Origin of the sequence: Sphingomonas psychrotolerans (assembly GCF_002796605.1) — a bacterium.
Lineage (GTDB): Bacteria > Pseudomonadota > Alphaproteobacteria > Sphingomonadales > Sphingomonadaceae > Sphingomonas > Sphingomonas psychrotolerans.
On sequence record NZ_CP024923.1, the window covers coordinates 3,844,971 to 3,868,430 of the forward strand.

Below are 23,460 nucleotides of genomic sequence, written 5' to 3' on the forward strand. Positions count from 1 at the left end.
GCGAGGGAGAGACTGGATGCAGAATCTGCAAGGCAAGACCGCGTTCGTCACAGGCGGTGCGAGCGGCATCGGGCTCGGCATCGCCAAGGCGCTGCTCGGCGCGGGAATGAACGTCGTCATCGCCGACATTCGCGACGATCATCTCGCCGCGGCATCGGTCGAGCTCGACGGCGGGGAGAATGTCCTCGCGCTCCGGCTCGATATCACCGATCGCGCCGCCTATGCCGCCGCCGCCGATGCCACAGAGGCGCGGTTCGGCAATATCCACCTCCTGTGCAACAATGCCGGCGTCGCGGTGGTCGGCCCCACCGAACTGGCCAGCTACGCCGATTGGGACTGGGTGATGGGGGTCAATCTGGGCGGGACGATCAACGGCATCGTCACCATGCTCCCGCGCATCCTGAAGCATGGCGAGGGCGGGCACATCGTCAACACCTCGTCCATGTCCGGCATCATGCCTCACCCCGGCGCGACGATCTATGCGACCGGCAAGGGCGCTGTGGCGAACATGATGGAGGCGATGCGGCTCGAGCTCGAGCCGCGTGGAATCATCTGTTCGGTGTTCTGCCCCGGCGCGGTCGCGACCAACATCGCGAAGGCCGGCGAAACCCGACCCGCAACCCTCGCCGACACCGGCTATGCCGAGGCCGACAAACGTCGCGCGGCCGATGCCAACACCCATCTCTACCAGACCAGGGAGGAGGTTGGGCAGCGGGTGTTGCGCGGAATCCTCGCCGACGAACTCTACATCCTCACGCACCGCGAATTCTACGATGGGGTGAAGGACCGCGCTGACGCGATGGTCGCGGCGGTGCCCGATCTGCCCGAGAATACCGAGTATAAATCGCTCTATGCAGTGCTGTTCCGCAACCCGATCCATGCCGCGGAGATCGCGCGGCAAAAGTCTCTCAACGCCGGCATGAAGGTGGACGCATGAAGGATTTCGCGGGCCGCACGGCTTTTGTCACGGGGGGCGCCAACGGCATCGGACTCGGCATCGCGCGCGCGTTGCTTGCCCAAGGCTGCAAAGTCGCGATCGCCGACATCCGCGAGGATGCGATCGAGGCGGCGCTGAAGGCGCTCGACAACCAGCATGTGATCGGCGTGACGCTCGACGTTGCCTCGCGCGAAGGTTTCGCGGCGGCCGCCGACCGCGTCGAGGCGGAACTCGGCCCGGTGAGCCTCCTGTTCAACAACGCCGGCATCAACCTGTTCCAGACGATCGATGAATCGAGCTTCGACGATTGGGATTGGGTGATGGGCGTGAACCTCCACGGCGTGATCAACGGGGTGATGACCTTCGTGCCGCGGATGAAGGCGCGCGCGGACGGCGGGCACGTCGTCAACACCGCGTCGATGGCGAGTTTTCTGTGCGGGCCGCAGCCCGGCATCTACAACACCACCAAGTTCGCCGTGCGCGGGATGAGCGAGTCGCTGCGCTACAGCCTCGCGCCGTTCGGGATCGGTGTGTCGGTGCTGTGCCCGGGGCTGGTGAAAAGCCATATCTACGCGAGCGACGAAGTGCGCCCTGCGGCGCTGCTGGGCGGGGCCAAGGCGGTCAACACTGAGATGGTCGGGCGGCTGGAACAGGTCCACCAGTTCGGCATGGAGCCCGACATCGTCGCCGAGCGGACGCTCGACGCGATCCGTGCGAACCGGTTCTACATCTTCTCGCACCCCGAATTCAAAGACGAGATGCGCGAGCTTTTCGATGAGGTCGTCGACGAATTCCGCGATTATCCGGACGACCCGGGCTACCAGCGGCGCATCGGCTTCGAACAGGGCCGGCGTGCTGGATACAAAGCGGCGCGCGCGGCGGCGCGGGGCCTCGCGTCCGGGTAACATCTGGCCGAAAGTCGATCACTGCTTCAGCACAGCGCGCGTTAGCAGTTTGTTGTTGCTGTCGATCGGCATGACTTGGTTGCCAGGTTGAGAGATGGGGGGCTGTGATTGCCTACATCCAGCATCTTTCCTTGGGCAGATTCGCCTGGCAGCATTCGCAGCGAGCGCGCTGCGGTCGAGAGGATGCACTTATCTCCCCCAAAATCTCTCGGCGCTGCGGAATCGCGCGGTTAGCCGAATCCGGCCCGAGATGACTGACGACGCCGAGACTGTCGACGCTGGCGATTCAAACAGGTCGATGCCGTGCGATAGATCGCTTGATCGGCAGCTGTCTCCAGCGCAGCATGCAGAGCATGTTCGATTTTGCAGGTTTCACAGCTGCGTGGGAGGCCACCGCAGCTTTGGGCTACGCCCCTTCCTTCAACGATCCAGCGGGCTCCGGCGCGATTGTCGCCGCCGTTCGATGGCTGGAAGGAACCCTGCTCGGAACCATCGCCACCACCGTTGCCGTGATTTCCGTCGCGAGCATGGGCTTCATGGCCTTGAGCGGGCGCGTCGATCTTCGCCGGGCCGTGACGGTCATCGTCGGGTGTTTCATCCTGTTCGGGGCATCGAGCATCGTGGCCGGTTTGCAAAGCGCCGTGGGCGAGGGGGGCGGGCCCGTGCTTGCCTCGCCACGACCCATGACGCCCGACCTATCGCCGCTCGCCACGCTGCCGCAGCGACCGGCAGGCTATGATCCTTATGCCGGGGCCGCGGTGCCGCAGTGACTGGACTGCCTCAAGTGTAGCGGCCCGCGGATGTGAAGGAGGGGGACGCCTCGCGCGCTGGCGCGCGCGACCGCGTGCTACGGCGCAGCACCGCCTGCCGGCACTGGCGGCCAGTGAAAAGGGACAAGGCTGAACAGCGCATCGACGGCGCCACCGGCCGCTAAGCGCCCTTCGACGAACACGGCGACCGGCGGCCCGCTCGCCCGGTCCTGCGCTTCAGCAGCCCTCGCGAGCATGGCTTCAAAGTCGGCGCTATCGTCGGCTGCGGCACGAAGGTTCAGCACCCGGTCGCGGGCGTGTCCCAGCATCGCGTCGACGGTGTCGAGCGCGTCCTCCAGTGGCGCGCGCTGCGCCTGACCCGCGGGCAGATCCTCCGCGATCAGCTGCAGGCGGAGGATAAGACCCTGCACGCTCTGGATCAGCGTATCGTGCAGCTCGCGTGCGATCCGTTCGCGTTCGGCCATGCGAGACCGGATGCGCCCCGCGATGGCGCGCACTCGCATTCTGTAAGCGAGCCAGAGCAGCCCGAGCAGCGTTGCGCCGCACAGCAGCTTGAATGGCCAGCTCTGCAGGAAGGTGGGCCGGATCTCGAATTCCAGCGTTGCGCCGGCAGTGTTCCATACACCGTCATTGTTGGACGCGCTGCCGAGGCTGATATTACCGCGTAACCGTGATCGTGCCGGGCATCGTCGCGCTTGAGTCGAACATCTGCGCCGGCGACGCGTGATCGCCGAAGCGGTTCGCCGAAAGCATGCTGGCGAGTTGCGTGGCCATGCCCTGGGTGCTGCCGGTGAGCGTGATGTTCTCCGCCAGCGCGGCGTTGCTGAACTGCCGTTCGTGCAGCGTGGTTTCCGCCGGACGGTTACCCAGGCGCAGATCCTGCAACTGTGCTTCCGTCAGCGACACATTCACGGTGTCGCCAACCTTGATGCCCATATTGCCGGTAGTGGCCTGCAAAGTCTGCACGTCCTGTTCGTCGGCGGCCTTCAGGTGGAAGGAGAAAGTCCGCTCCACCGCAACGTCGTTGACCATCGCCCCGCTGATGGTCAGTTCGGGCTTGCCATCGGCATTCGGATCGAACGTATCGGAGAAGGTGACGCTGCCATCGGCAAGCGTGGTGGTGACATTCTGGTCATTTACCTTCCGGCCAAGACCCAGGGGGCCAAGCGGCGTGTTCAGCTGCGCCGACAGGTTGTAGTTGTTCGTGAGCGTGTTGGTCGTCGCAAAATTGCTGACGCCAACCGTGCTCGCCTGTGGCGGCTTCTGGCCGCTCAGCACCTCGCTCAGCGCCTTTTGGGCGGCAGGCGCGTCGAGATCGAGATTGAAGCTGCTGAACGCGCTGATGCTTGTCTTGTTCTCGACCCCGATCTGCGCGCCGAAGCCTGCCAGATCGGCGGAGAGCTTGCCGTTGGACAGGAAGCCCGCCGTCGGCCCGGCCGTCACGGAGACGGTATTATCGGCCTGCTTCTCGATGGACACGGTCGTGCCGAGGCTGCTTTCCTGGCTGAGCGTAAGCCCGACATTCTGATACGAAGCGCTGAGCGTATTGGCGTTGAAATCCTCAGATTTCATCGTCACCCGGGTGCCGGCGGGCCAACTGGCCGGCTTGGTGGGGTCAATGGTCGTAACATTGACATCCTTGGCGACAGTGATCGAGTGGACGGTGCGATAACCGGTCGTCAGCGAGGCATCGACCTTCGTCTGCTTCGCATCGATGCCAACTGTCCCGCCCACCTTCGTCTCGCCGGTCACGTCATAGGTGACGGTGCCGTCGAGATTGTGCCTGGCCTGGCTGACATTGGTCTGCTTGTATTCCACCGCGGCGGTTACAGGCGTGCCCGGCACGGTTCCGATCTTCGCGGAGGTCACCGTGGTTGTCCTGGTCAGCCCGGTCTGGCTGACCTGTTCCACGCTGGTCTGGACGCCGATCGGGCCGGCATTGACGTTCAGGCCGCCGCTGATCGTGACACCCTGGCTGTTGGCAGTGATGCCGCCATTTGCCTTGGCATTCAGGTCGCCGATATTGCCGGAAACGGTCCCGCCGGTGGTAACACCCTTTTCGCCGAGCGAAGTCTTGCTTTCGGCGCCGACGCCGTAGCTGCCGCGCTGTTCCGAAACGGACTTGGTCGCGCTGATGCCGTTGGCGTCTATCGACTTCGTCGATGTCTGCTGCGACCTCGATTGCACCGTTTCAGCCGGAGTCCCGGTCGCTGGATCGCTGTGCACTGCCTTGCCCGCATCGTCATATTCCTGGGTCGTGGCAGTGCGGGTGGTGGTATTACTGATCGACGCGCTCTTGTTGTTGACCGAGATGGTCTGCTTGCGCTCATCGGTCACGGCTTCCACGCCATCAACCGAGCGCGTCGTCGTCGACACCGATTGGGTGGCGGAATAGACGCCATTGGCCACGCTCGACGTTTTTTGGGCTTCCACCTGCGCATTGGTCGCGGCGCGGTTCCCGTCATTCTGCGTGTCAAGCGCGCGCAGAGCGTTCCCTGCTTCCACCGGAGTACCCTTGGCTGCCGCTTCTGCCAGCGAGCGCTGCGGATCCGCCTTTGTATCCTGGGGGGTAGCGGCGCTGCGCTGCGCCGACTCCTGCATCGACCTCGAACTGGAGGATGCCGAGTCATTCCGCGAGCTATCCCTGCTGGAGCCGCCACCGCCGACTGCGTCTACCATCATTCCGTTCCTTGCGACGTCATCATTGTCGCAAGGTCTACGATGGACGGCGGGCACCGCGCCCTACACGATATGATTAGATCGTCGGCGGCCCGCGCCTATCTCGGTGACCCGCAGCGCTGAAGCACCCAATTGCCTGATAGGAATTTGCGCGCGACATGTGACGGTCATAGCAATCGATCCCAAACATGCGAAGCGAGCGGGTTGCACGAGCTTGAACGGCGTAACGAAGGATGGATGCGGCGCTGTCGCCTGATCAGTGCGGATTGATGCGCCCCAAACCTGCCTTTGCCCTCTCTGTGTCCCGACACGGCGGCGCTCCGAAGAGACGCTTGTACTCACGGCTGAACTGCGAGGCGCTTTCATAACCAACCGCGAACCCCACCTCGGCTGCACCCGCATGGTTTGCGATCATGCGACGGCGGGCCTCGTGGAGCCGGATAAGCGTGAGGTGGAATTCGATTACGAAGGGGATGGCATCATCGTCTGGAAACTTCGCCGGCGAGAGCGTGTGCCTGGGGGCGAACGCCACTGAAGCCGAGCGCCAGTCGCTCTGTCCAGCTACCGGCGTGCGGTTGTGCGCCTGCCATTCTATGCGAAATCGCCGAGCTTCGCGGCCTCCTCTTCCTCGGCAAGGTTTGGATCTGCAGGCTTGCGCACCTCCGCGTCGAGATCGTGCTCGATCGACATGTCACTGGAATCGGGCTCGTTGCCTGGCTTCGGGTTCATCGTCATTTTGCTCTCCTAGTGTCTGGCTCAACGCTCAGGTGAGACCGGCGGGTCCGGGCCCGTCCGTTACTCAGACCTGCGCCCCATTCCTCGCTCACGACCCCAGATCACTGCAGCGCTTCGTCGGTTGACACCGATCCTGGTGTAAAGGCGGGCAACATGGTTGCGCACGGTATTGCGCGAGAGCGCCAATCGCTGCGCTATCGCGGCGTCGTCCAGATCGTCGCAAATAAGTTCCAGCACCTCACGTTCACGCGGACTGAGGTCGACCGGAGGTATCGGGGCTCCGGGTCGCCGCAGGTTGGCGACCTTGTCCAGGATCGAGCGGCTTAACCAACTCGCATCCTTCATCACCTCGTCAATGGCCGCAGCCAGTTCTTGCTCGCTGCGGCGTCGCTCGGTGATGTCCTCATAGGTCCACAGCACGCAAGGTGCGCCCTCCACGCTGATCGTATCCGCCGAGACGAGGCAGTCAGCAGGCGCTCCGCCTTTCGGCAGCAGGTGCCCCTCCCGATTGCGGAAGTTACCGTACTCCTTCACTTCCTTCTCGGCTGCCTCGCGCTGTTCCCCATCCTCCCAGAGCTGCAACTCGTCGACGGTGCGCCCAACAGTCTCCTCTTCGTGAAACCCGGTTAGGTGACGGAAGGCGGCATTGACACGGCGGACCCTGTGATCGGCGTCGCTTGTGATAGCCATGGCGACCGGTGCCATCTCGAACATGGAGGAAAGCTGCCGCTCACTTTCGGCGAGCGCATTCTGCGCCCGTCGCCACGGCTCGAGATCGGCGAAGGTCAGCAACAGGGCGTCCTCCCCGGTGACGTCGACCGGCTGGCCAGCAAAAAGAACGCGCCGCCGTGACCCGTCGACAACCAATAACTCCGCCTCGGTCTGCGGTACGATCTGACCCGCCTCCACCTGCTCGCGAAAGGCGGCAGAATCGGGCAGATCCTGGAGCAGGTCGAGCCCGAAGAGAGTCCGACCAGCCAGTTGATCCGGCTGAAAGCCTGTCAGCCCCAGAAAACCCGGATTGGCTTCGGTTATGCGCTGATCGCGCAGTCGCACGATCAGCGCCGGTGCCGGATTGGCTTCGAACAATGCCCTGAACCGTGCCTCCGCATCGAAACGGTCCGAGACATCGCTGATAACGAGCGCCAGGCAGTCCGGCTCGCCGCCGTCATCGTCCATGGTCACGTCGCGCACCTGGTGTACCCAGCGGACGTCGTCCTCGCCTGCGGGCGCAACCTCGACAATCAGGTCGGGGAAGCTCTCGCCGGCAAGGAGGCGGAACAGCGGATACTCGCGACGTTTCAGCGCGCGGTGATCCTGCCCGCGTAGCGAGAAACGCTCGGCATAGCTTTCGACCGTCGTTCCCAGTCCCGCCGCCGTGCGCACGCCGTGCATCCGCAGGGCGGCGGCGTTGGCGCTCAGGATCGTTCCGGTGGGATCGATCAGGATCACTCCGTCCAGCAGCTGGGCCATTAACTGCTCCAAATGCCGGAATGTGGGCTGCAACAACGGGGGCGGATCGACGGTTGGCATGTGATCTGAAGTCTCTGCGCGCAGGTTCGTTCCGCTGCTCGATACCAACCACGCTAGTGCACCTGCACTAACAAGCGCGCTTACTGGACCGAGCAGCATCTGAACATTGTGATGGTCGTGCCCGTTAATGCCGCTCGAATAACCTCGTCAAAGGAGCAGTCATGGGCATCATCGTCCTTCTAATTGTAGGCGGTTTGATCGGCTGGGTCGCCAGCATGATCATGCGCACGGACGCCCAGCAGGGCATCGTCCTCAATATCGTCGTGGGCATCGTCGGCGCGCTTGTTGCCGGCTTCCTTCTCACGCCCCTGATTGGCGGCGCACCCATCACCAGCGGCGAGATCAGCATCCCGTCCATTCTCGTCTCGTTGCTCGGCGCAGTCGTCCTGCTCGCGGTCGTCAATCTCGTCCGCCGGGGCTCCGTTCGTTGAAATCCACAGGAGAACCAATGATGATGTCCCATCTGGCTTCGGCCGTATTCGACACTCGCGCGGAAGCGATGCGCGCAGTGGAAGAGCTCCGCGCCGCCGGAGTGCCACACGAGGCGCTCTCGGTCGTGACCCAAAACGAGGGTGCCGCAACTACCGAGGACGCCACCGGTGAGGTCGTCGACGAGGACAATGGCAGCGTGCTGCGCGGAATCCTCGGCGGAGGGGCGCTCGGCGCCGGTCTCGGCATTGCAGCGCTCGCTATCCCGGGCGTCGGTCCGCTGGTAGCCGCGGGAGCAATAGCTGCGAGTGCCGTTCCGGGCGCCGCCGCCATCGGGGCACTCGCTGGCGCTGCAGCAGGCACCCTTAGCGAGACCTTGGTGAAGCACGGCGTCAGCGAGGACGACACCGCCTATTACGGCGATCACCTCGGTCGCGGTGGCGTTTTCGTGTCGGTGGATACGACCGACGCCAGCGTGACCCCGGAAACGGCGAGCGACATTCTTTATCGCAATGGTGGCCACAACTCGAAGCGTTCGCGGGTGTCCAGCTATTGATCGGCTGCGCACCGGGAGGACGTTCACCTCCCGGTGCGCAAACGACTGGCCGGCGCCGCCACGGCGAGGGAGCGGGAGACATCAAGCCTCCAGTGTTCAGCGATTGATATGGCCGACTTTTCGGACCGCATGCGAAGCGACGATCTCGTCGCCCGCCTCGAGGCGCCGGCCACAGTTCAGCTGACGCAGAAGGGTCAAAAAGGTTGCCTCCCGATCCTTGGGCCAGCATCGCCGTCATTGGAGTGGGAGCGGACCAAAGCGGACGCCCGCCAAAATTTAATGGCAGCTATCGCGCCATTGCTTCCTAAAAGCCGACAGTCTGGAAGCGGCCCAAAAACCGCTGGGCAGGTGTTGGTGTAAGCTGCCGGCGTAGCACCGAGCGAGTGGCGGCTTTTGATCGATCATACTTGAAGCTGCCCGACGGCTTTCGGCCCAAGAGCCGCCGGGCAGGTGTGGGCATAGCTGACGCGCGGGAATGCGCCCAATAGCGTTCGTTCAGCGTTGCCGCGCTGCTTCCCGAAACCGATATACCTTCAGGTTGAGAACTAATGGTCGCAAATACGCGGCAATCGCCGGCGAAATGCAACCGTTGCATGCAACGTTGTGTGGCCGTGGCGCCGTCCGCGGCTGGCCCTTGCAACTACCCGCAACGATTTCCCTGCCTAGTGCCGCTTCATCGAACCGGCAGCCGGTGTTGGGCCAACCCGTGTCTGCACCCCAGACGCACGGGAACCCGGGGTTCCCAACCTTACCTGCCCAACCGAACCTGCTCCAAAACCGTTATTTCCCAACCCATTCCGCTCCAGCTAAATTTCGGGGGCGCTGGCCACTCCCTGCTGTCCGTGTGCCGGGAACCAAGTCTGGTCGCTCTCTCCAGCTCTATTCCTCTTGATGCAGCGGGCACGGTGAGGAATAGAGCCGCTCGTCGTCCTAAAATATGGCGCTGGGCGAGCGAGGGAGAAGGCAACCATAGCGTTGCCGCTATGCGCCCAGAGTCCGCCGTTCGGGCTGCGAGAAGCAGATCCAAAAGCGGCCGCGCGGTCACCAATCCGCGAACGGCAGGTGCGAGGGAGGATCGCTCTCCAAATGGAATTGATCACCTAATGCGCCCGAGTAGGGGTGATGCCATGCGCTCACCAAACCCTTCGCTGACGGCTCGCTGAACTGGTGGGGTTCGGCCGTGCCGGATGGCTTGGCGAGCAATGCTCTAACGTCAACAGAGAGGCCGATCTTGTCGAGGCGGAACGCCGCCCAGCCTTGGAAATCTGGCACCGCAACCGTCGGGCCATTGCGCCGGATGCCGGCGCCGGTTTGACCTGGGTCAAGCGCACCGAGGCGCGCTCGGCTATCACGAGCCGGATGGATTATGATATCGCAATCGTCGGAGGGGGTCCGATCGGCCTGGCCTTCGCGCGCTCGCTTGCCGGCTTCGGGCTCAAGCTCGCGATCATCGAGCGCCAGCCGCTCGCCGCGCTGGCCCGGCCCGATTATGATGGGCGCGAAATCGCGCTCAGCCAGCGCTCGGTGAGAATCCTCGACGATCTCGGCGTCCGGCACCTCCTGCCGCCCGGCGGCGTCGCCAGCCTTGCCGCGGCGCACGTCCTCAACGGCGGCGCGAAGCGCGCACTGGTGCTCGATCCGGCGCGCCGGCGCCGCGAGCTCGGCAAGATGGTGTCGAACCAGGACCTGCGGCGCGCGCTCTTCGAGGGCGTGGCCGGGCAGGACGGGCTCGACTGGCTCGTCGAGCGCGATGTCGAAGGTATCGCGTTCGAGCCCGCGAGCGCGGCGCTGTCCCTGAACGACGGGCGCACCTTGCGCACGCCGCTGGTAGTAGCGGCCGATGGGCGGCTGTCGCAGACGCGGCAAGCGTTCGGGCTCGGCGCGGAGATGAATGCGCTCGGGCGATCGATGCTGGTGGTCAAGGTCGCGCACGAACACGATCACGGCCAGATCGCCACCGAATGGTTCGATCACGGCCAGACTCTCGCGCTGCTGCCGCTGCAGCCGCGGCAATCGTCGTTCGTGCTGACGCTGGGCGATCGCGAGATCCGCGAATTGTGCGCACTGCCGCCCGCGGCCCTCGCCGCCGAACTCGAGCGCCGGTCGAAGCGCCGCTGGGGCAGCATCACGCTACTATCCGAGCCCTTCCGCTACCCGCTCGTCACCACCTTCGCGCACCGGTTCGTGGCGCCCCGCGCGGCGCTGATCGGCGACGCTGCGGTCGGCATGCACCCGGTTACCGCGCACGGCTTCAACCTCGGGATCCAGGGTCAGGCGACGCTCGCGCGCCAGCTTGCCGAAAGCGCACGACGCGGCAGCGATCTCGGCGATCTCCGGCCGCTGCGCCGCTATGAGCAGCGGCACCGGTTGCTGTGCCGGCCGGTGTTCGAGGCCACCAACCACATCGTGTCGCTCTACACCGACGAGCGCCCCCATGCGCGCGCGCTGCGCGGGGCGCTGCTAGGCCTCGGCGCGCGCACGCGGCTCCCCCGAACGATGATTGGCACCATGCTGGCCTAGCATCGGCAAGCTGCGACCGGTTTCCTTTCGGCGACCGCGATTTGCGGCTTGAACGCGACGTCAACCGACGCCGCAACGCAACCAGACCGATCGCGTCGCTGCGGGGCATTCGTATCTTCCCCTAGGCACGGCACCGAAGTTGCGGCTGCACGCGGCCGGGAGGAAAGCCGCCCTCAAGATCGGCCTGCGATCGGCACATGGGGTGCCGCCCGCCCGGGCCTCGAAGATACGGGGGTTATCATGCGCGCGATAGGGGCGGTGCTGCTGCTGGCGGCGATGGGGGTTCCGGAAGCCCGGGCGGACGACGATCGGCCGGCCCCGCCATCCGACTTCCAGGTCCGGGATCCCTCGCTCGTCATCGGCGAGATTTTGGTCGTGGGCCGTCGCGACCGCGAGTCCGCGGCGAGCGTGCTCACTTCGGTGGACCGGCTCGGCGCCGACATCATCGAGCGCCAGAATGTCGACAATGCCTGGCAACTCCTCGGAAGGCCGCCCGGCGTGACGCTCACCAGCTTCAACCAAGGCACCACCTCGGGCAAATTCTCGTTCCGCGGGTTCAATGGCGAGGGCGAGATCAATGCGGTGAAGCTGCTGATCGACGGCATCCCGAGCAACACCAACGACGGCAACATGCCCTTCATCGACATGCTGTTCCCGCTCGACATCGCGTCGATCGAGACGGTGCGCGGCACCAGCGACCCGCGCTGGGGGCTGCACAACATCGCCGGCAACGCATCGGTGCGGACGCGCACCGGCGGCGAGGGCGTTGCGGCACGGCTCGGTTATGGCAGCCACCAGATTCTGGACATGCAGGCAGCTGGCGGGTTGCGGCTGGGGGCGTTCACGCAGGATTATCTCGTCGGCTATCGCCGCTCCAACGGGTTTCGCGCGCACAGCGACTATGATCGGCTGGCGCTGGCGGGCAAGTGGTTCTACGCGCCCGCGGGCGGCGACGTGCGGCTTGGCGCCATCGCGCGCCATTATCGCAGCGAGGCCGAAGAGCCCGGCTATCTGAGCGAAGCCGATGCGCGTGCGGACCCGCGCCAATCCTATGCGATCTCGCGCAGCGACGGCGGCGAGCGCCGGATCGGCCAGTACAGCCTGCATGCCGAGGCGGATCTCGCACGAGGGCTCGACGCCAGCCTCCGCGGCTATCTCAACACCTTCGACGACCGGCGGTTCATCCGGTTCAGCGCGGGCGTTTCGCAGCAGGAGCGCTATGCCGACGAGCAGCAGCGCGGCGTGACCTGGCACGTCAAATGGCGCCCCGAATTTGTCGGGCTCCACAATCTCACCCTCGAAACCGGCGGCGACCATCAGGCGCAGTCGAACCACAGCCTGCGCTGGAACACCGCGGAACGCGTCCGCACCCGCCAGACCCGCGACCAGGATTTCGATCTCGACGTCACCGGCGCCTATATCCAGGCGGTCATCGAGCCGACGCGCTGGCTCAAGCTGGTTCCGGCGTTCCGGGTCGATTGGGTTGGGGGATCGTTCGCCGATCGGCTCACCGGCCAGAGCTATCCGGTCAACGATTATGGCGCGATCGAACAGCCCAAGATCAACGTCGCAGTCGAGCCGCTGGGCGGGCTGACGCTGTACGGGAATTGGGGACGCACCTTCCAGATCGGCGTGGGCGCGCGGGCACCTACAAGGTGCCGCCGCGCGTCACCGATCTCGCCGCCTCGATCAACCAGGGCTGGGAGGCGGGGGCCAAATACGCCGCCGGGCGCAAGCTGGAGGCGCGGCTGGCTTATTGGGAGCAGAGTGCCACCGGCGAAGTGCGGCGCAAGCTCAACGATCCCGCCGGCGACTATGACAATCTCGGCGCCACGCGCCGCCGCGGGGTCGACCTTCAGGTCACCGCGCGCCCCGCCGCCGGGATCGAGGCCTGGGGCAGCATCGGCTGGCAGGAGGGCAAGATCACCGAGCCCGATCCGGCCAGCCCCGAGAGCCTCGGCAAGCAGATCGATCACGTGCCCGCGTTCCTCGCCTCGGCGGGCTTCGCGTGGGAGCCCACCAAGCGCTGGCGCGTGTCGCTATGGGGCACCGCGCAGGGCAGCTATTATCTCGAAAAGACCAACAGCACCGCGCGTTACGGCGACAATGTGCAGTTCAACCTCGAGCTGAGCCACGCGCTGACCGACCATCTCGAGCTCGAGGTGCAGGTCAAGAACCTCGCCAATCGCTATGCCGAATATGTCTGGTGGGACGGCGCGCAGACGCTCCATTCGCCGATGGACAAGCGCAGCATATTCGCGGCGCTGGCGGCGAAGTTCTGACCATGACGGGTCCCGCCCGGCGCGCATGGGTGCAGTTCCATTTGTGGATCGGGCTGACGCTCGGCGGACTGTTCGCGCTGCTCGGGTTGAGCGGGAGCGCGCTGGTCTTTTATCGCGGGATCGACGCGGGGATGCACCCGCCGGTTCACGCCGCGCCGGGCGCGCAACCCGCGCGCTGGGAGGACGTGTTCGGCGCGCTGCGCGCCGCCAATCCGGCGCTGCAAGGCGCGTGGCGGATCGAGGTCCAGCCGGGCGGGGGAGCGGTTCCGGCGCGCTACATGCAGACCCCGCAGGCGGCCAAGCGCGGCTTCGCGCCGTTGCTCGCCTGGGTCGATCCGGGCGCGATGCGCATCGTCCGCCAGCAGGGCTGGGGCGAGGGCGGGATGACCTGGGTCTACGATCTCCATTATCGCCTGCTCGCCGGATCGGCGGGCGCGGGCATCGTCGGGGTCGCCGGGCTGCTGGCGCTGCTGCTGCTCGCGTCGGGCCTCTGTCTCTGGTGGCCGGCGGCGGCGCGGCTCAGGGGCGCACTCGCACCCAAGCCGCACGCCGCGCCGCAGCGGCGGGTCTACGACATCCACAGCCTCTCCGGTGTCTATGGGCTGGTGCTCCTCGCCGTCGTCACTGCGACGGGCGCGCTGCTCGACTTGCCCGATCAGGTGAAGCCGCTGCTCTCCAGCGTCAGCGCGCTCCATCGCCCGCCGGTGCTGCATTCGGCACCGGGCATTTCGCGCATCGCCGTGGACGCCGCCGTGGCCATCGCCGCGCGGCGCTTCCCGCATGCCCGCCTCGCCTGGATCGAAACTCCGGACGGGCCGGGCGGGGTCTACCGCATCAACCTCGCGCAGCCGCACGAGCCGAGCCAGCGCTTCCCGCGCACCAATGTGTGGATCGATCAATATTCGGGGCGGGTGCTGGCGGTGCGCGATCCGCGTTTCGATTCATGGGGGGACAAAGCGCTCAACTGGCTCCACCCGCTCCACAATGGGGAGGCGTTCGGGCTTGCCGGGCGAATGCTGGTCTTCGTCTCGGGACTACTGCCGGCTTTGCTCTTCGTCACCGGGATCCTGCGCTGGCGGCACAAGGCGCGGGCGCACAGATTGGCCAAGGCGCGGAGAATTCCCATCCGGTACGTCCCCAAGGGGCAGCCCGACCTCGCTTGAGCTAGAGCGCCGGGCGCTCGACCATCCGCAGGAGTTGCACGTGACGCCGGAAACCATCAGCCGCTACGCCGATCGCGCGTTGCCGCGCTACACCAGCTATCCCACCGCGCCGCATTTCGCGCCGGGCATGGACCCGCAGCTTTATGGCGAATGGCTGGCGGCGCTGCCGCAAGGCGAGCCGGTGTCGGTCTATCTGCACGTTCCGTTCTGCCGGTCGATGTGCTGGTATTGCGGCTGCCATACGACCATCACCGCGCGCGACGCGCCGATCGCCCGCTATCTCGATGCGCTTCACGCGGAGATCGCATGGGCGGGCGCGCGGATCGGGCGGGTGCTGCCCGCGCGCCATATCCATTTCGGCGGCGGCACGCCCAGCCTGATGCATCCGGACCAGTTTCTCGCGCTGATGGAACGGCTCCGCGCGACCGTCGGGATCGACGCAGCGACCGAAGTCGCGATGGAGCTCGATCCGCGCACGCTCGAGCCCGAGATGATCGCCGCACTGGGGAAGGGCGGGATCACCCGCGCGAGCCTCGGCGTCCAGAGCTTCGACCCGGTGGTCCAGCGCGCGATCAACCGGATCCAGAGCTACGAGCAGACCGCCGCGGCGACCCGCGGCTTGCGCGCCGCGGGCGTCGCGGGCGTCAATTTCGACCTGATCTACGGCCTTCCCCTCCAGACGATCGACTCCTGCGCCGATACGGTCGCGCGCGCGCTCGAGCTTCGGCCGGATCGCTTCGCGGTGTTCGGCTATGCGCACGTGCCCAGCTTCAAGATCCACCAGCGCAAGATCGACGAGGCGACGCTGCCGAGCGGGCCCGAGCGGCATGCGCAGGCGGAAGCGATCGCCGGCCTGCTCGAAGGCGCCGGCTATGTCCGCATCGGCCTCGATCACTATGCGCTCCCCGAGGACGAACTCGCGCAGGCAGCGGCGGCGGGCAAGCTGCACCGCAACTTCCAGGGCTACACCACCGATGGCTGCGCGACGCTGCTCGGCTTCGGCGCCTCGTCGATCGGACGGCTGCCCCAGGGCTATGTGCAGAACGCCGTGCTGATCGGCGACTATCAGAAGCGAGTCGCCGGGCACGGCACCGCGAGCACCAAGGTGTGCGCCTTTCAGGGCGAGGACCGGCTACGCGCGTCGATCATCGAGCGGATCATGTGCGACTATCGCGTCGACCTTGCCGATTTGTGCGGACGGCATGGGAGCGATGCGACACGGATGCTCGCCGGCGCGGCCGAGATCCCGGCGCTGGTTGCTGACGGGCTGGTAACGCTCGAGGGCGGGCTGATCGAAGTGCCGCACGACGCGCGCCCGCTGGTGCGCGCCGTCGCCGCGGCGTTCGACGAATATCTGGGGCAGACGAACGCGCGGCACTCGCGCGCGGTCTAGCGCTCACCCGCATTTCGAATAGCCGCAGTCGAGGCAGTTGGCGCAGCCTTCGACCTTGATCAGCGATGCGGCGCCGCATTGCGGGCAGATCGGCGGGGTCGCCTTTGCCGTGGGCGCGGTCTCGGCATGCGGATGCGGGTGGGGATGGTCGAGGCCGCCGATGTGGCGCTCGATGATTCCGCCGATCGCGGCGGGAAGCGAGGGCACGTATCGCCCGTGCATCCACGCCCCGCCCCGCGGATCGAACACCGCCTTGAGTTCCTCCGCCACGAACGCGACGTCGCGCGTGCGACGGAAAACGGCGGAGATCATCCGCGTCAGGCTCAGCGTCCAGGCATATTGCTCCATATTCTTGGAGTTGACGAAGATCTCGAACGGACGCCGGCCGTCCCCGTCGGGCACGTCGTTGATGGTGACGTAGACCGCGTGCGAGCTTTCGGGCCAGCGCAGCTTGTAGGTCGTGCCGTCGAGCGCCTCTGCGCGCGGCGCGAGCGCGATCTCCTCGATGGCCTCGGCCTTGGCCGGCGCATCGACGCTGAGTATCGAGCCGGTCACCGCATTGGGGCGATAGGTGGTCAGCCCCTTGCACCCCAGATGATAGCCCTCGACATAGATGTCGGCGAACGCGTCGAAGCTGATGTCCTCGGGGCAGTTGACGGTCTTGGAGATCGAGCTGTCGACCAGCGCCTGCGCCGCCGCCTGCATCGTCAGATGGTCCGACGGGGTGAGCGTCTGCGCGCTGACGAACAGCTCGGCCGGGGGCTCGGCGTCGCCCTTCTCGCGCCGCCAGATATGCATGGCATAATCCTCCACCGCCTGCTCGCGGGTACTGCCGTCGGGCTGGCGGATCCGGCGGGTGTAGGAATAAGCGAAGACCGGTTCGATACCCGAGGAGACATTGCCCGCGAGCAGCGAGGTCGTTCCGGTGGGGGCGATCGACGTGAGGCAGCCATTGCGCAGGCCGTGCCCGGCGATCAGCGCGCGCGTCTCCGCGTCGAGCGAGGTTAGATTCGGTCGATCGAGCATCGACGTGTCGTAGAGCGGGAAGACACCCTTTTCCTGCGCGAGCAGCGCCGAGGTGCGATAGGCTTCGCGCTTGATCACCTCGAGCCAGCGGCGCGTGTGCGTTACGGCCTTGCTGCTGCCATAGGTCGCGCCGACGAACAGCAATGCGTCGGCGAGCCCGGTGACGCCCAGCCCGATGCGCCGTTTCGCTTTTGCCTCCACTTCCTGGTCGCGCAGCGGATAGCGCGAGATGTCGATGACGTTGTCGAGCATGCGCACCGCGACGCGGGTGACCTCGGCAAGCGCCTCCTCGTCCAGCGCCGCCCCGCCGGAGAAGGGGCGATCGACGAACCGCGCGAGGTTGATCGAGCCGAGCAGGCACGCGCCATAAGGCGGCAGCATCTGCTCGCCGCACGGATTGCTCGCCGCGATCGTCTCGCAATGCGCGAGGTTGTTCATCGCATTGACCCGGTCGATGAAGATCACCCCGGGCTCGGCGGTGTCATAGGTGGCGCGCATCAGCCGTTCCCAGAGAGCGCGCGCGGGGACGGTGCGAACAACTTCGTCCTCGAAGACCAGCGGCCATTCGCCGCCCGCGGCGAGCGTCTTCATGAACGCGTCGGTGACGAGCACCGATATGTTGAAGTTGCGCAGGCGCCTGGGATCGCGCTTGGCATCGATGAAAGCCTCGATGTCGGGATGATCGATGCGCAGGCATCCCATCATCGCGCCGCGTCGCTGGCCGGCCGATTCGACCGTGCGGCACATCGAGTCCCAGCAATCCATGAAGCTGATCGGGCCCGAGGCCTGCGCGCCTACGCCGCGCACCGCGCTTCCCGAGGGGCGGATGGTCGAGAAGTCCATCCCCACACCGCCGCCCTGCTGCATCGTGACCGCGGCTTCACGCAGATGCGCGAAGATGCCGGCGAGGCTGTCGGGGATGGTATCCATCACGAAGCAGTTGAACAGCGTGACCGAGCGGTCGGTGCCGGCACCGGCGAGCACGCGGCCGGCGGGGATGAAGCGGAAGTCGGTCAGCGCTTCCTCAAAGCGCGCGCGCCAGGCGTCGCGCGTTTCGGGCAGCTCGGCCTCGGCGATGGCCGCGGCGACGCGATCGATCGTCTCATCGACGCTGGCGTCGCCCTCGTCCGGCGCGGGCTGGAAGCGGTATTTGGCCGACCAGATCTCTTCGGCAAGCGCGTTCGCGAATTCCATGATTTTGTCCCCTCGCAGCGGTTTTGGCGGATTGAGCCCAGCGATGGGGGAGGGCGCGTGCGGCGCGTTTGATCTGCCTCAAATCAGCGGGGCCGCGTCCGTTTTTGATCCAGCTCACGCGGTCCGCGGTGATTCGGGCGCAACAAGGCTTCAGCCAAGGGCAAAAGTCGCCCTTCAGTCGAATGGAGATTTAAATGCGTATCACCGCTCTGAAGATCAGCGCCGTTGCGCTCGCCGTCGCCCTTCCCGCCGTCGCGGCTTTCGCCCTCGGATCGCCCGGCGCCCCGGCGCCTGCGGCCGCACCAGCGGCGACGGTCAAAATGCTCAATCGCGGCGCTGCGGGCATGATGGTGTTCGAATCGGCGATCGTCCGCATCAAGCCCGGCCAGAGCGTGACCTTCACCCCGAACGACATGGGCCACAATGTGGAGACCATCCCGGGAATGCTTCCCGCTGGCGCCCAGCCGTTCAAGGGCGCGCTCAGCAAGCCGCTCACGGTGACCTTCACCAAGCCCGGCGTCTATGGCTTCAAATGCGCTCCGCATCTGAGCATGGGCATGGTCGGTGTGGTGATCGTGGGCAATCCCGCCAATCTCGCCCAGGCCAAGGCAGTGAGCCTGCCGGGCAAGGCCAAGCCGGTGATGGCGGGACTCCTCGCCGGCGTCCGCTGATCCACGGGCGATGATCGAAGGGCGCTGCCGGAAGGCGGCGCCCTTTGGCTTTTCGAACGCGCCCGGGCCGCCCCTCCGGAATTCTCCCTCCGGTACGTACCCTAGGTCGCGCCCACGAATTTTCGGGAGCGCCACGCCGCCCTATCGCGCAGTCTCCTTCAAACCCATCGGGGGTAAGATGATCAACTCAAAGAAGCTATGGTTGTGGCTGGGGGCGATTTTCGTCATCTCTTTCGCAATCCTCGGCCTTATCGGCCGGGAGATCTTCGTGAAGGCACCACCGGTGCCCGAAACCGTCGTCACCACCATGGGCGACACCCTCTATACCAAAGCGCAGGTCCAGACGGGCCGCGAGGTCTGGCAGACGCTGGGCGGCATGCAGCTCGGCTCGGTGTGGGGTCACGGCGGCTATGTCGCGCCCGATTGGGGCGCCGACTGGCTCCACCGCGAGGCGACCGCGCTGCTCGACATCTGGGCGAAGAAGGAGCGCGGCAAGCCGTTCGCGCAACTCCGCTCGGAAGACCAGGCCGCGCTCAGACAGCGGCTGAAGGACGAGCTTCGCACCAACAGCTACGATGCCGGCACCGGCGCGATCACCGTCTCGCCCGAGCGCGGGCAGGCGATGGCCGAGGTCGCCGATCATTACACCAAATTGTTCAGCAGCGATCCGGCCCTCCGGGAATTGCGCATCGACTATGCGATTCCCGAGCGCTCGCTCACCAACGCGACGGACCGCGCCAGCCTCGGCGCCTTCTTCTTCTGGACGGCATGGACCAGCGTTACCAATCGCCCCGACGACACGATCAGCTATACCAACAACTGGCCGCACGAGCCGCTGGTCGGCAACACGCCCTCCGCCGCGCTCGGCATCTGGTCGATCGCCAGCGTATTGTTCCTGATCGCCGGGGTCGGCTGGCTGACCTGGTATCAGGCGCGTCAGGGCGAAGAAGAGCATGCCGACGTTCCGGCGCAGGATCCGCTGCTCGGCATGAAGCCCACTCCCTCGATGAAGGCGACGACCAAATATTTCGTCACCGTCATCGGATTGTTCCTCGCGCAGGTGGTGCTCGGCGCGATCACTGCCCATTACGCCGTCGAGGGGCAGGATTTTTACGGCGTCGCGATCTCAGACTACATTCCCTATGCGCTTACCCGCACCTGGCACACCCAGCTCGGCATCTTCTGGATCGCCACTGCCTGGCTCGCCACCGGCCTCTATGTCGCGCCGATGCTCTCGGGCCACGAACCCAGGTTTCAAAAGCTGGGCGTGAACTTCCTGTGGGTCGCGTTGCTCGTCGTCGTGATCGGATCGTTCGCGGGCGAGTGGTTCGCGATCCAGCAGAAGCTGGGGCATGCCGCGAACTTCTGGTTCGGCCATATGGGCTATGAATTCGTCGATCTCGGCCGCTTCTGGGCGATCCTGCTTTTCATCGGGCTGATGCTCTGGCTGACCCTGGTCGGTCGGGCACTCTGGCCGGCGCTGAGGACGCCGTCGGAGAGCCGCGGGCTGATCGGCATGGTCTTCGTATCGACTGTGTGCATCGGGCTGTTCTTCGGCGCGGCGCTCACCTGGGGTCGCCACAGCCCGCTCTCGATGATCGAGTATTTCCGCTGGTGGGTGGTCCACCTGTGGGTCGAGGGCTTCTTCGAGGTGTTCGCCACTGCGGTGATCGCGCTCATCTTCGCGGGTCTGGGGCTGGTGCGCGCGCGTGCGGCGAATATCGCGGTGGTCTTCTCGACCGCGGTATTCCTGACCGGCGGCATCCTCGGCACGCTCCATCACCTCTATTTCTCGGGCACGACCACACCCATCATTGCCTGGGGCGCGATGTTCTCGGCGCTCGAGGTGGTGCCGCTGGCGCTGCTCGGCGTGGAAGCGCTGCACAATTATCGGAGGACCAAGGCCGCGCCGTGGGTGCTCACCTATAAATGGCCGATCCTGTTCTTCGTCGCAGTCTCGTTCTGGAATCTGGTGGGCGCGGGGATCCTCGGCTTCGCGATCAATCCGCCGATCTCGCTTTACTATATCCAGGGCCTCAACATGACGCCCAGCCACGCCCATGCCGCGCTCTTCGGGGTCTATGGGATGCTGGGTATCGGCCTGATGCTGTTCTGCCTGCGCACCGCCTTCCGCGATGCCGTCTGGTCAGAGGGCTTGCTCAAGGCGGTCTTCTGGTCGCTCAACCTCGGGCTGGCGGGGATGGTCTTCCTCAGCCTCGTACCGTCCGGCCTCTACCAGGCGTATCACAGCGTGACCAACAGCTTCTGGTACGCGCGCTCGCCGGAAATCGTCCACGGCACCGTCATGGAGACGCTGGTGTGGATGCGGGTTCCGGGGGACATCGTCTTCAGCATCGGCGCGATGCTGCTGGCGCTGTGTGTGGCGAAGATGTTCCTCGGTCGCCGTCAGCCTGCGGCCGACGTCCGCGAGCCGGAACTGATGCCCGCCGAATAAGCGGCATCGCCCGGCCGGTCCCGCCTTCGGGCGGGGCCGGCCTCCTTTTCACGACAAGCGCAGGTACCCGCGATGAAGACCGACTCCCAAGGCGAGAGCCCGATGCGCATTCCGCAGCTGCTCCGCGGCGGCTTTAGGCCCTTCTTCCTCGGCGGAGCGCTCTGGGCGCTGATCGTGTTGGTGCTCTGGGTCGCCGTGCTTTCCGTCGGGCTCGAGCTGCCCAGCCACCTCGATCCGCTCGCCTGGCATCGCCACGAGATGCTGTTCGGCTATCTCGGCGCGGTGATCGGCGGCTTCCTGCTCACCGCCATCCCCAACTGGACCGGCCGTCCGCCGATGGCCGGCGCGCCGCTGGCGGGTCTCGCGCTGCTGTGGCTGACCGCGCGGCTGGCGCTGCTCTTTTCCGCGACGCTCGGCGCGCCGCTCGCGATCGGGCTCGACATCGGCTTCCTCGCCGTCCTCGCGGTGATCGCCGCGCGCGAGGTCATCGCCGCGCGCAACCGCAACTTCCCGATCGTCATCGCGGTTTCGCTCTTCGCCTTCGCCACCGCGCTCGACCATGCCGAGGCGCTCGGCCTCGCCGTTCCCGCCGGGCTCGGCTGGCGACTGGGATTCGCGATCGTGCTGGTGCTCATCACGCTGATAGGCGGCCGGATCATCCCGGCGTTCACCCGCAACTGGCTGACCAGCCAGGGAAAAACCGAGCATCTTCCGCCACAGGCCAATCGCTTCGACATCGCGACGATCGCCGCCACGGTGATCGCGCTCCTCGCGTGGGCCGCCGTGCCCTATGCGCCCTATGCGGGCGCACTGCTGCTGATCGCCGGCATTCTTCAGGCCGCGCGCCTTGCGCGCTGGGCGGGCCATCGGGTCGTGCGCGAGCCGCTCGTGCTGATCCTGCACGCCTCCTATGCGTGGCTCCCGCTGGGTCTGTTGCTGCTCGGCGGCAGCATCTTCCTCGGGCAAATCCCCGTCTCCGCCGCGCTCCACGCGCTTTCGGCGGGGGCAATGGCATCGATGACGCTCGCGGTGATGACGCGCGCGACGCGGGGCCACACCGGCCGGCCGCTCGCCGCCGATCTCAGCACGCGCGCGATTTACATCCTCGTGACGCTCGGCGCGGCGCTGCGCGTCGCCGCGCCGCTGCTGCCGATCGACTATATGCGCGCGATCGAGATCGCCGGCGCGGCATGGGGCGGGGCGTTCGTGCTGTTCGTGCTCGCTTATGGCCCGATGTTGATCGGCCCGCGCCCGGACGGGAAGCCCTGACGGGCGGGCGCCTCCGGCACGCACCCTAGGGTCAACATCCCAATAGGTCGCGCGGACCGCGGGGACCATTGCCGGCGGCGTGAACAACAGCAATTCGTTCGGAGAGCGAGCAATGTGCGACGCCCGTGAGATTGTGGCAGTCTGGCCGTGCGCCGGCCTGATGGCGCTCGTCCCGGTGGCCGAATGGGCCGAGGCGGCGCCCGTCCCCGCCATCGAGACCGAGGCGACGCGATCGCCGGTCGCCCGCACGCGACTTCGGGTGCGGGTGCGGCGGCTTTTCGCCTGGGCGCGGCCGGTCCCGGCCGACGCGCCGTGACCGGGATCGAATTCGAGGCGACGCCCAACCCTGACGCATTGCGCGTCCGGGCGGATCGGGCGTTCCCGCCGGGTCCCCCGCGCCAGTTCGACCGAACCACCGCGGGCGCCGACCCGCTCGCCGATGCGCTGCTCGCGATCCATGGCGTCGTGCGCGTGATGATCGCCGAACAATTCGTGACCGTGGTGCGAGACGGCCCCCATACCGCATGGGACACGCTGCGCCCCGACATCGCCTTCGCGATCGCCGACGCGCCCGACAGCCCCGCGCCGCAACGGGGAGAGCCCGCGGCGCCGCTCGGCGAGATAGAGCAGCAGATCGAGGATGTCCTCGATCGCTGGGTGCGCCCGATGCTCGCCGCCGATGGCGGCGACGCTTTGCTCGTGCGGTTCGATTCCGCAGACGGCACCGCCTGGGTGCGGATGGAGGGCGCCTGCGGAGGCTGCCCTTCGGGGAGCATCACGCTGAAGCGCGGCATCGAGCAATCGATCCGCCGCTGGGTGCCCGAAGTGACGCGCGTGCTCGAGGCGACACCGCGAGCGCGCGACGAGAGCGTCGATCCCAAGGCGCGGTTCCGCGCGTGGATCGCCGACAAATGGGGCCTGCCGCGCGCGGGCTGAGGCTCGG

At 66.3% G+C, this 23,460-nt stretch carries 20 protein-coding genes and 1 pseudogene; 15 read left to right on the forward strand and 6 right to left on the reverse strand.

Going from position 1 to position 23,460, the window contains the following annotated elements; genetic code table 11:
- Positions 1–16: 16 nt before the first annotated feature.
- The 3 genes from CVN68_RS17495 (at position 17) to CVN68_RS17505 (ending at position 2,612) form a co-directional block, all read left to right on the forward strand.
- The gene (locus CVN68_RS17495; protein ID WP_100283334.1) at positions 17–937 is read left to right on the forward strand and encodes an SDR family NAD(P)-dependent oxidoreductase; all 921 of its coding nucleotides are present in this window, start codon (positions 17–19) and stop codon (positions 935–937) included.
- The gene (locus tag CVN68_RS17500) at positions 934–1,842 is read left to right on the forward strand and encodes an SDR family NAD(P)-dependent oxidoreductase (RefSeq protein WP_100283335.1); all 909 of its coding nucleotides are present in this window, start codon (positions 934–936) and stop codon (positions 1,840–1,842) included. Before CVN68_RS17495 ends, CVN68_RS17500 begins: the two co-directional genes overlap by 4 nt.
- Before the next feature lie 353 nt (positions 1,843–2,195).
- Positions 2,196–2,612: a TrbC/VirB2 family protein gene (locus CVN68_RS17505; protein ID WP_158299044.1), complete on the forward strand. Its 417-nt coding sequence runs from the start codon at positions 2,196–2,198 to the stop codon at positions 2,610–2,612.
- Positions 2,613–2,689: 77 nt separating this feature from the next.
- On the opposite strand, the gene CVN68_RS23405 is transcribed toward CVN68_RS17505, so the two are convergent.
- The 5 genes from CVN68_RS23405 to CVN68_RS17520 form a co-directional block, all read right to left on the reverse strand.
- Complete coding sequence (locus CVN68_RS23405; RefSeq protein ID WP_158298939.1) at positions 2,690–3,076, reverse strand: histidine kinase; 387 nt, start codon at positions 3,074–3,076, stop codon at positions 2,690–2,692.
- Positions 3,077–3,269: 193 nt separating this feature from the next.
- Positions 3,270–5,213 (reverse strand): hypothetical protein, encoded by a 1,944-nt coding sequence (locus CVN68_RS23410; RefSeq protein ID WP_158298940.1) that lies wholly within the window; start codon positions 5,211–5,213, stop codon positions 3,270–3,272.
- A 334-nt stretch (positions 5,214–5,547) separates the two neighbouring features.
- Positions 5,548–5,706, reverse strand: coding sequence for a helix-turn-helix transcriptional regulator (locus tag CVN68_RS17515; protein WP_199560318.1), 159 nt, complete (start codon positions 5,704–5,706; stop codon positions 5,548–5,550).
- Positions 5,707–5,882: 176 nt separating this feature from the next.
- The gene (locus CVN68_RS23415) at positions 5,883–6,026 is read right to left on the reverse strand and encodes a hypothetical protein (RefSeq protein WP_158298941.1); all 144 of its coding nucleotides are present in this window, start codon (positions 6,024–6,026) and stop codon (positions 5,883–5,885) included.
- 60 nt (positions 6,027–6,086) lie between these two features.
- Entirely contained in the window at positions 6,087–7,499 is a 1,413-nt protein-coding gene (locus CVN68_RS17520) for a helix-turn-helix transcriptional regulator (protein WP_158298942.1), read from the reverse strand.
- 221 nt (positions 7,500–7,720) lie between these two features.
- Between CVN68_RS17520 and CVN68_RS17525 the strand changes: the two genes are divergently transcribed.
- The 7 genes and pseudogenes from CVN68_RS17525 (at position 7,721) to hemN (ending at position 15,902) form a co-directional block, all read left to right on the forward strand.
- Positions 7,721–7,990, forward strand: a complete 270-nt coding sequence (locus CVN68_RS17525) for a GlsB/YeaQ/YmgE family stress response membrane protein (RefSeq protein WP_100283338.1) — start codon at positions 7,721–7,723, stop codon at positions 7,988–7,990.
- Between the two features lie 20 nt (positions 7,991–8,010).
- Positions 8,011–8,544, forward strand: coding sequence for a general stress protein (locus tag CVN68_RS17530; RefSeq protein WP_233503411.1), 534 nt, complete (start codon positions 8,011–8,013; stop codon positions 8,542–8,544).
- Positions 8,545–9,801: 1,257 nt separating this feature from the next.
- The gene (gene ubiM / locus CVN68_RS17535; RefSeq protein WP_233503412.1) at positions 9,802–11,064 is read left to right on the forward strand and encodes a 5-demethoxyubiquinol-8 5-hydroxylase UbiM; all 1,263 of its coding nucleotides are present in this window, start codon (positions 9,802–9,804) and stop codon (positions 11,062–11,064) included.
- A gap of 276 nt (positions 11,065–11,340) precedes the next feature.
- Positions 11,341–12,630: pseudogene (locus tag CVN68_RS24345) on the forward strand (TonB-dependent receptor); the annotation flags it as partial.
- Between the two features lie 89 nt (positions 12,631–12,719).
- Positions 12,720–13,346 (forward strand): TonB-dependent receptor domain-containing protein, encoded by a 627-nt coding sequence (locus tag CVN68_RS24350; RefSeq protein WP_324870294.1) that lies wholly within the window; start codon positions 12,720–12,722, stop codon positions 13,344–13,346.
- 2 nt (positions 13,347–13,348) lie between these two features.
- A complete protein-coding gene (locus CVN68_RS17545; protein ID WP_100284498.1) occupies positions 13,349–14,509 on the forward strand; it encodes a PepSY-associated TM helix domain-containing protein in 1,161 nt (386 codons plus the stop codon).
- 40 nt (positions 14,510–14,549) lie between these two features.
- The gene (hemN, locus tag CVN68_RS17550) at positions 14,550–15,902 is read left to right on the forward strand and encodes an oxygen-independent coproporphyrinogen III oxidase (RefSeq protein WP_199560118.1); all 1,353 of its coding nucleotides are present in this window, start codon (positions 14,550–14,552) and stop codon (positions 15,900–15,902) included.
- A gap of 3 nt (positions 15,903–15,905) precedes the next feature.
- On the opposite strand, the gene CVN68_RS17555 is transcribed toward hemN, so the two are convergent.
- Positions 15,906–18,122 carry an adenosylcobalamin-dependent ribonucleoside-diphosphate reductase gene (locus CVN68_RS17555; RefSeq protein ID WP_100283342.1) on the reverse strand — a complete coding sequence of 739 codons (2,217 nt, stop codon included), beginning with the start codon at positions 18,120–18,122 and terminating at the stop codon, positions 15,906–15,908.
- A 194-nt stretch (positions 18,123–18,316) separates the two neighbouring features.
- On the opposite strand from CVN68_RS17555, the gene CVN68_RS17560 reads away from it, so the two are divergent.
- From CVN68_RS17560 to CVN68_RS17575, 5 genes are all read left to right on the forward strand, one after another.
- A complete protein-coding gene (locus CVN68_RS17560; RefSeq protein WP_100283343.1) occupies positions 18,317–18,793 on the forward strand; it encodes a pseudoazurin in 477 nt (158 codons plus the stop codon).
- 178 nt (positions 18,794–18,971) lie between these two features.
- Positions 18,972–21,248 carry a nitric-oxide reductase large subunit gene (locus CVN68_RS17565; protein WP_100283344.1) on the forward strand — a complete coding sequence of 759 codons (2,277 nt, stop codon included), beginning with the start codon at positions 18,972–18,974 and terminating at the stop codon, positions 21,246–21,248.
- Positions 21,249–21,320: 72 nt separating this feature from the next.
- Entirely contained in the window at positions 21,321–22,517 is a 1,197-nt protein-coding gene (locus CVN68_RS17570; protein ID WP_100283345.1) for an NnrS family protein, read from the forward strand.
- A gap of 112 nt (positions 22,518–22,629) precedes the next feature.
- Complete coding sequence (locus tag CVN68_RS23420; RefSeq protein ID WP_158298943.1) at positions 22,630–22,833, forward strand: hypothetical protein; 204 nt, start codon at positions 22,630–22,632, stop codon at positions 22,831–22,833.
- Positions 22,830–23,453, forward strand: coding sequence for a NifU family protein (locus CVN68_RS17575; RefSeq protein ID WP_158298944.1), 624 nt, complete (start codon positions 22,830–22,832; stop codon positions 23,451–23,453). The genes CVN68_RS23420 and CVN68_RS17575 overlap by 4 nt, the downstream gene beginning before the upstream one ends.
- The last annotated feature ends 7 nt before the right edge of the window (positions 23,454–23,460 follow it).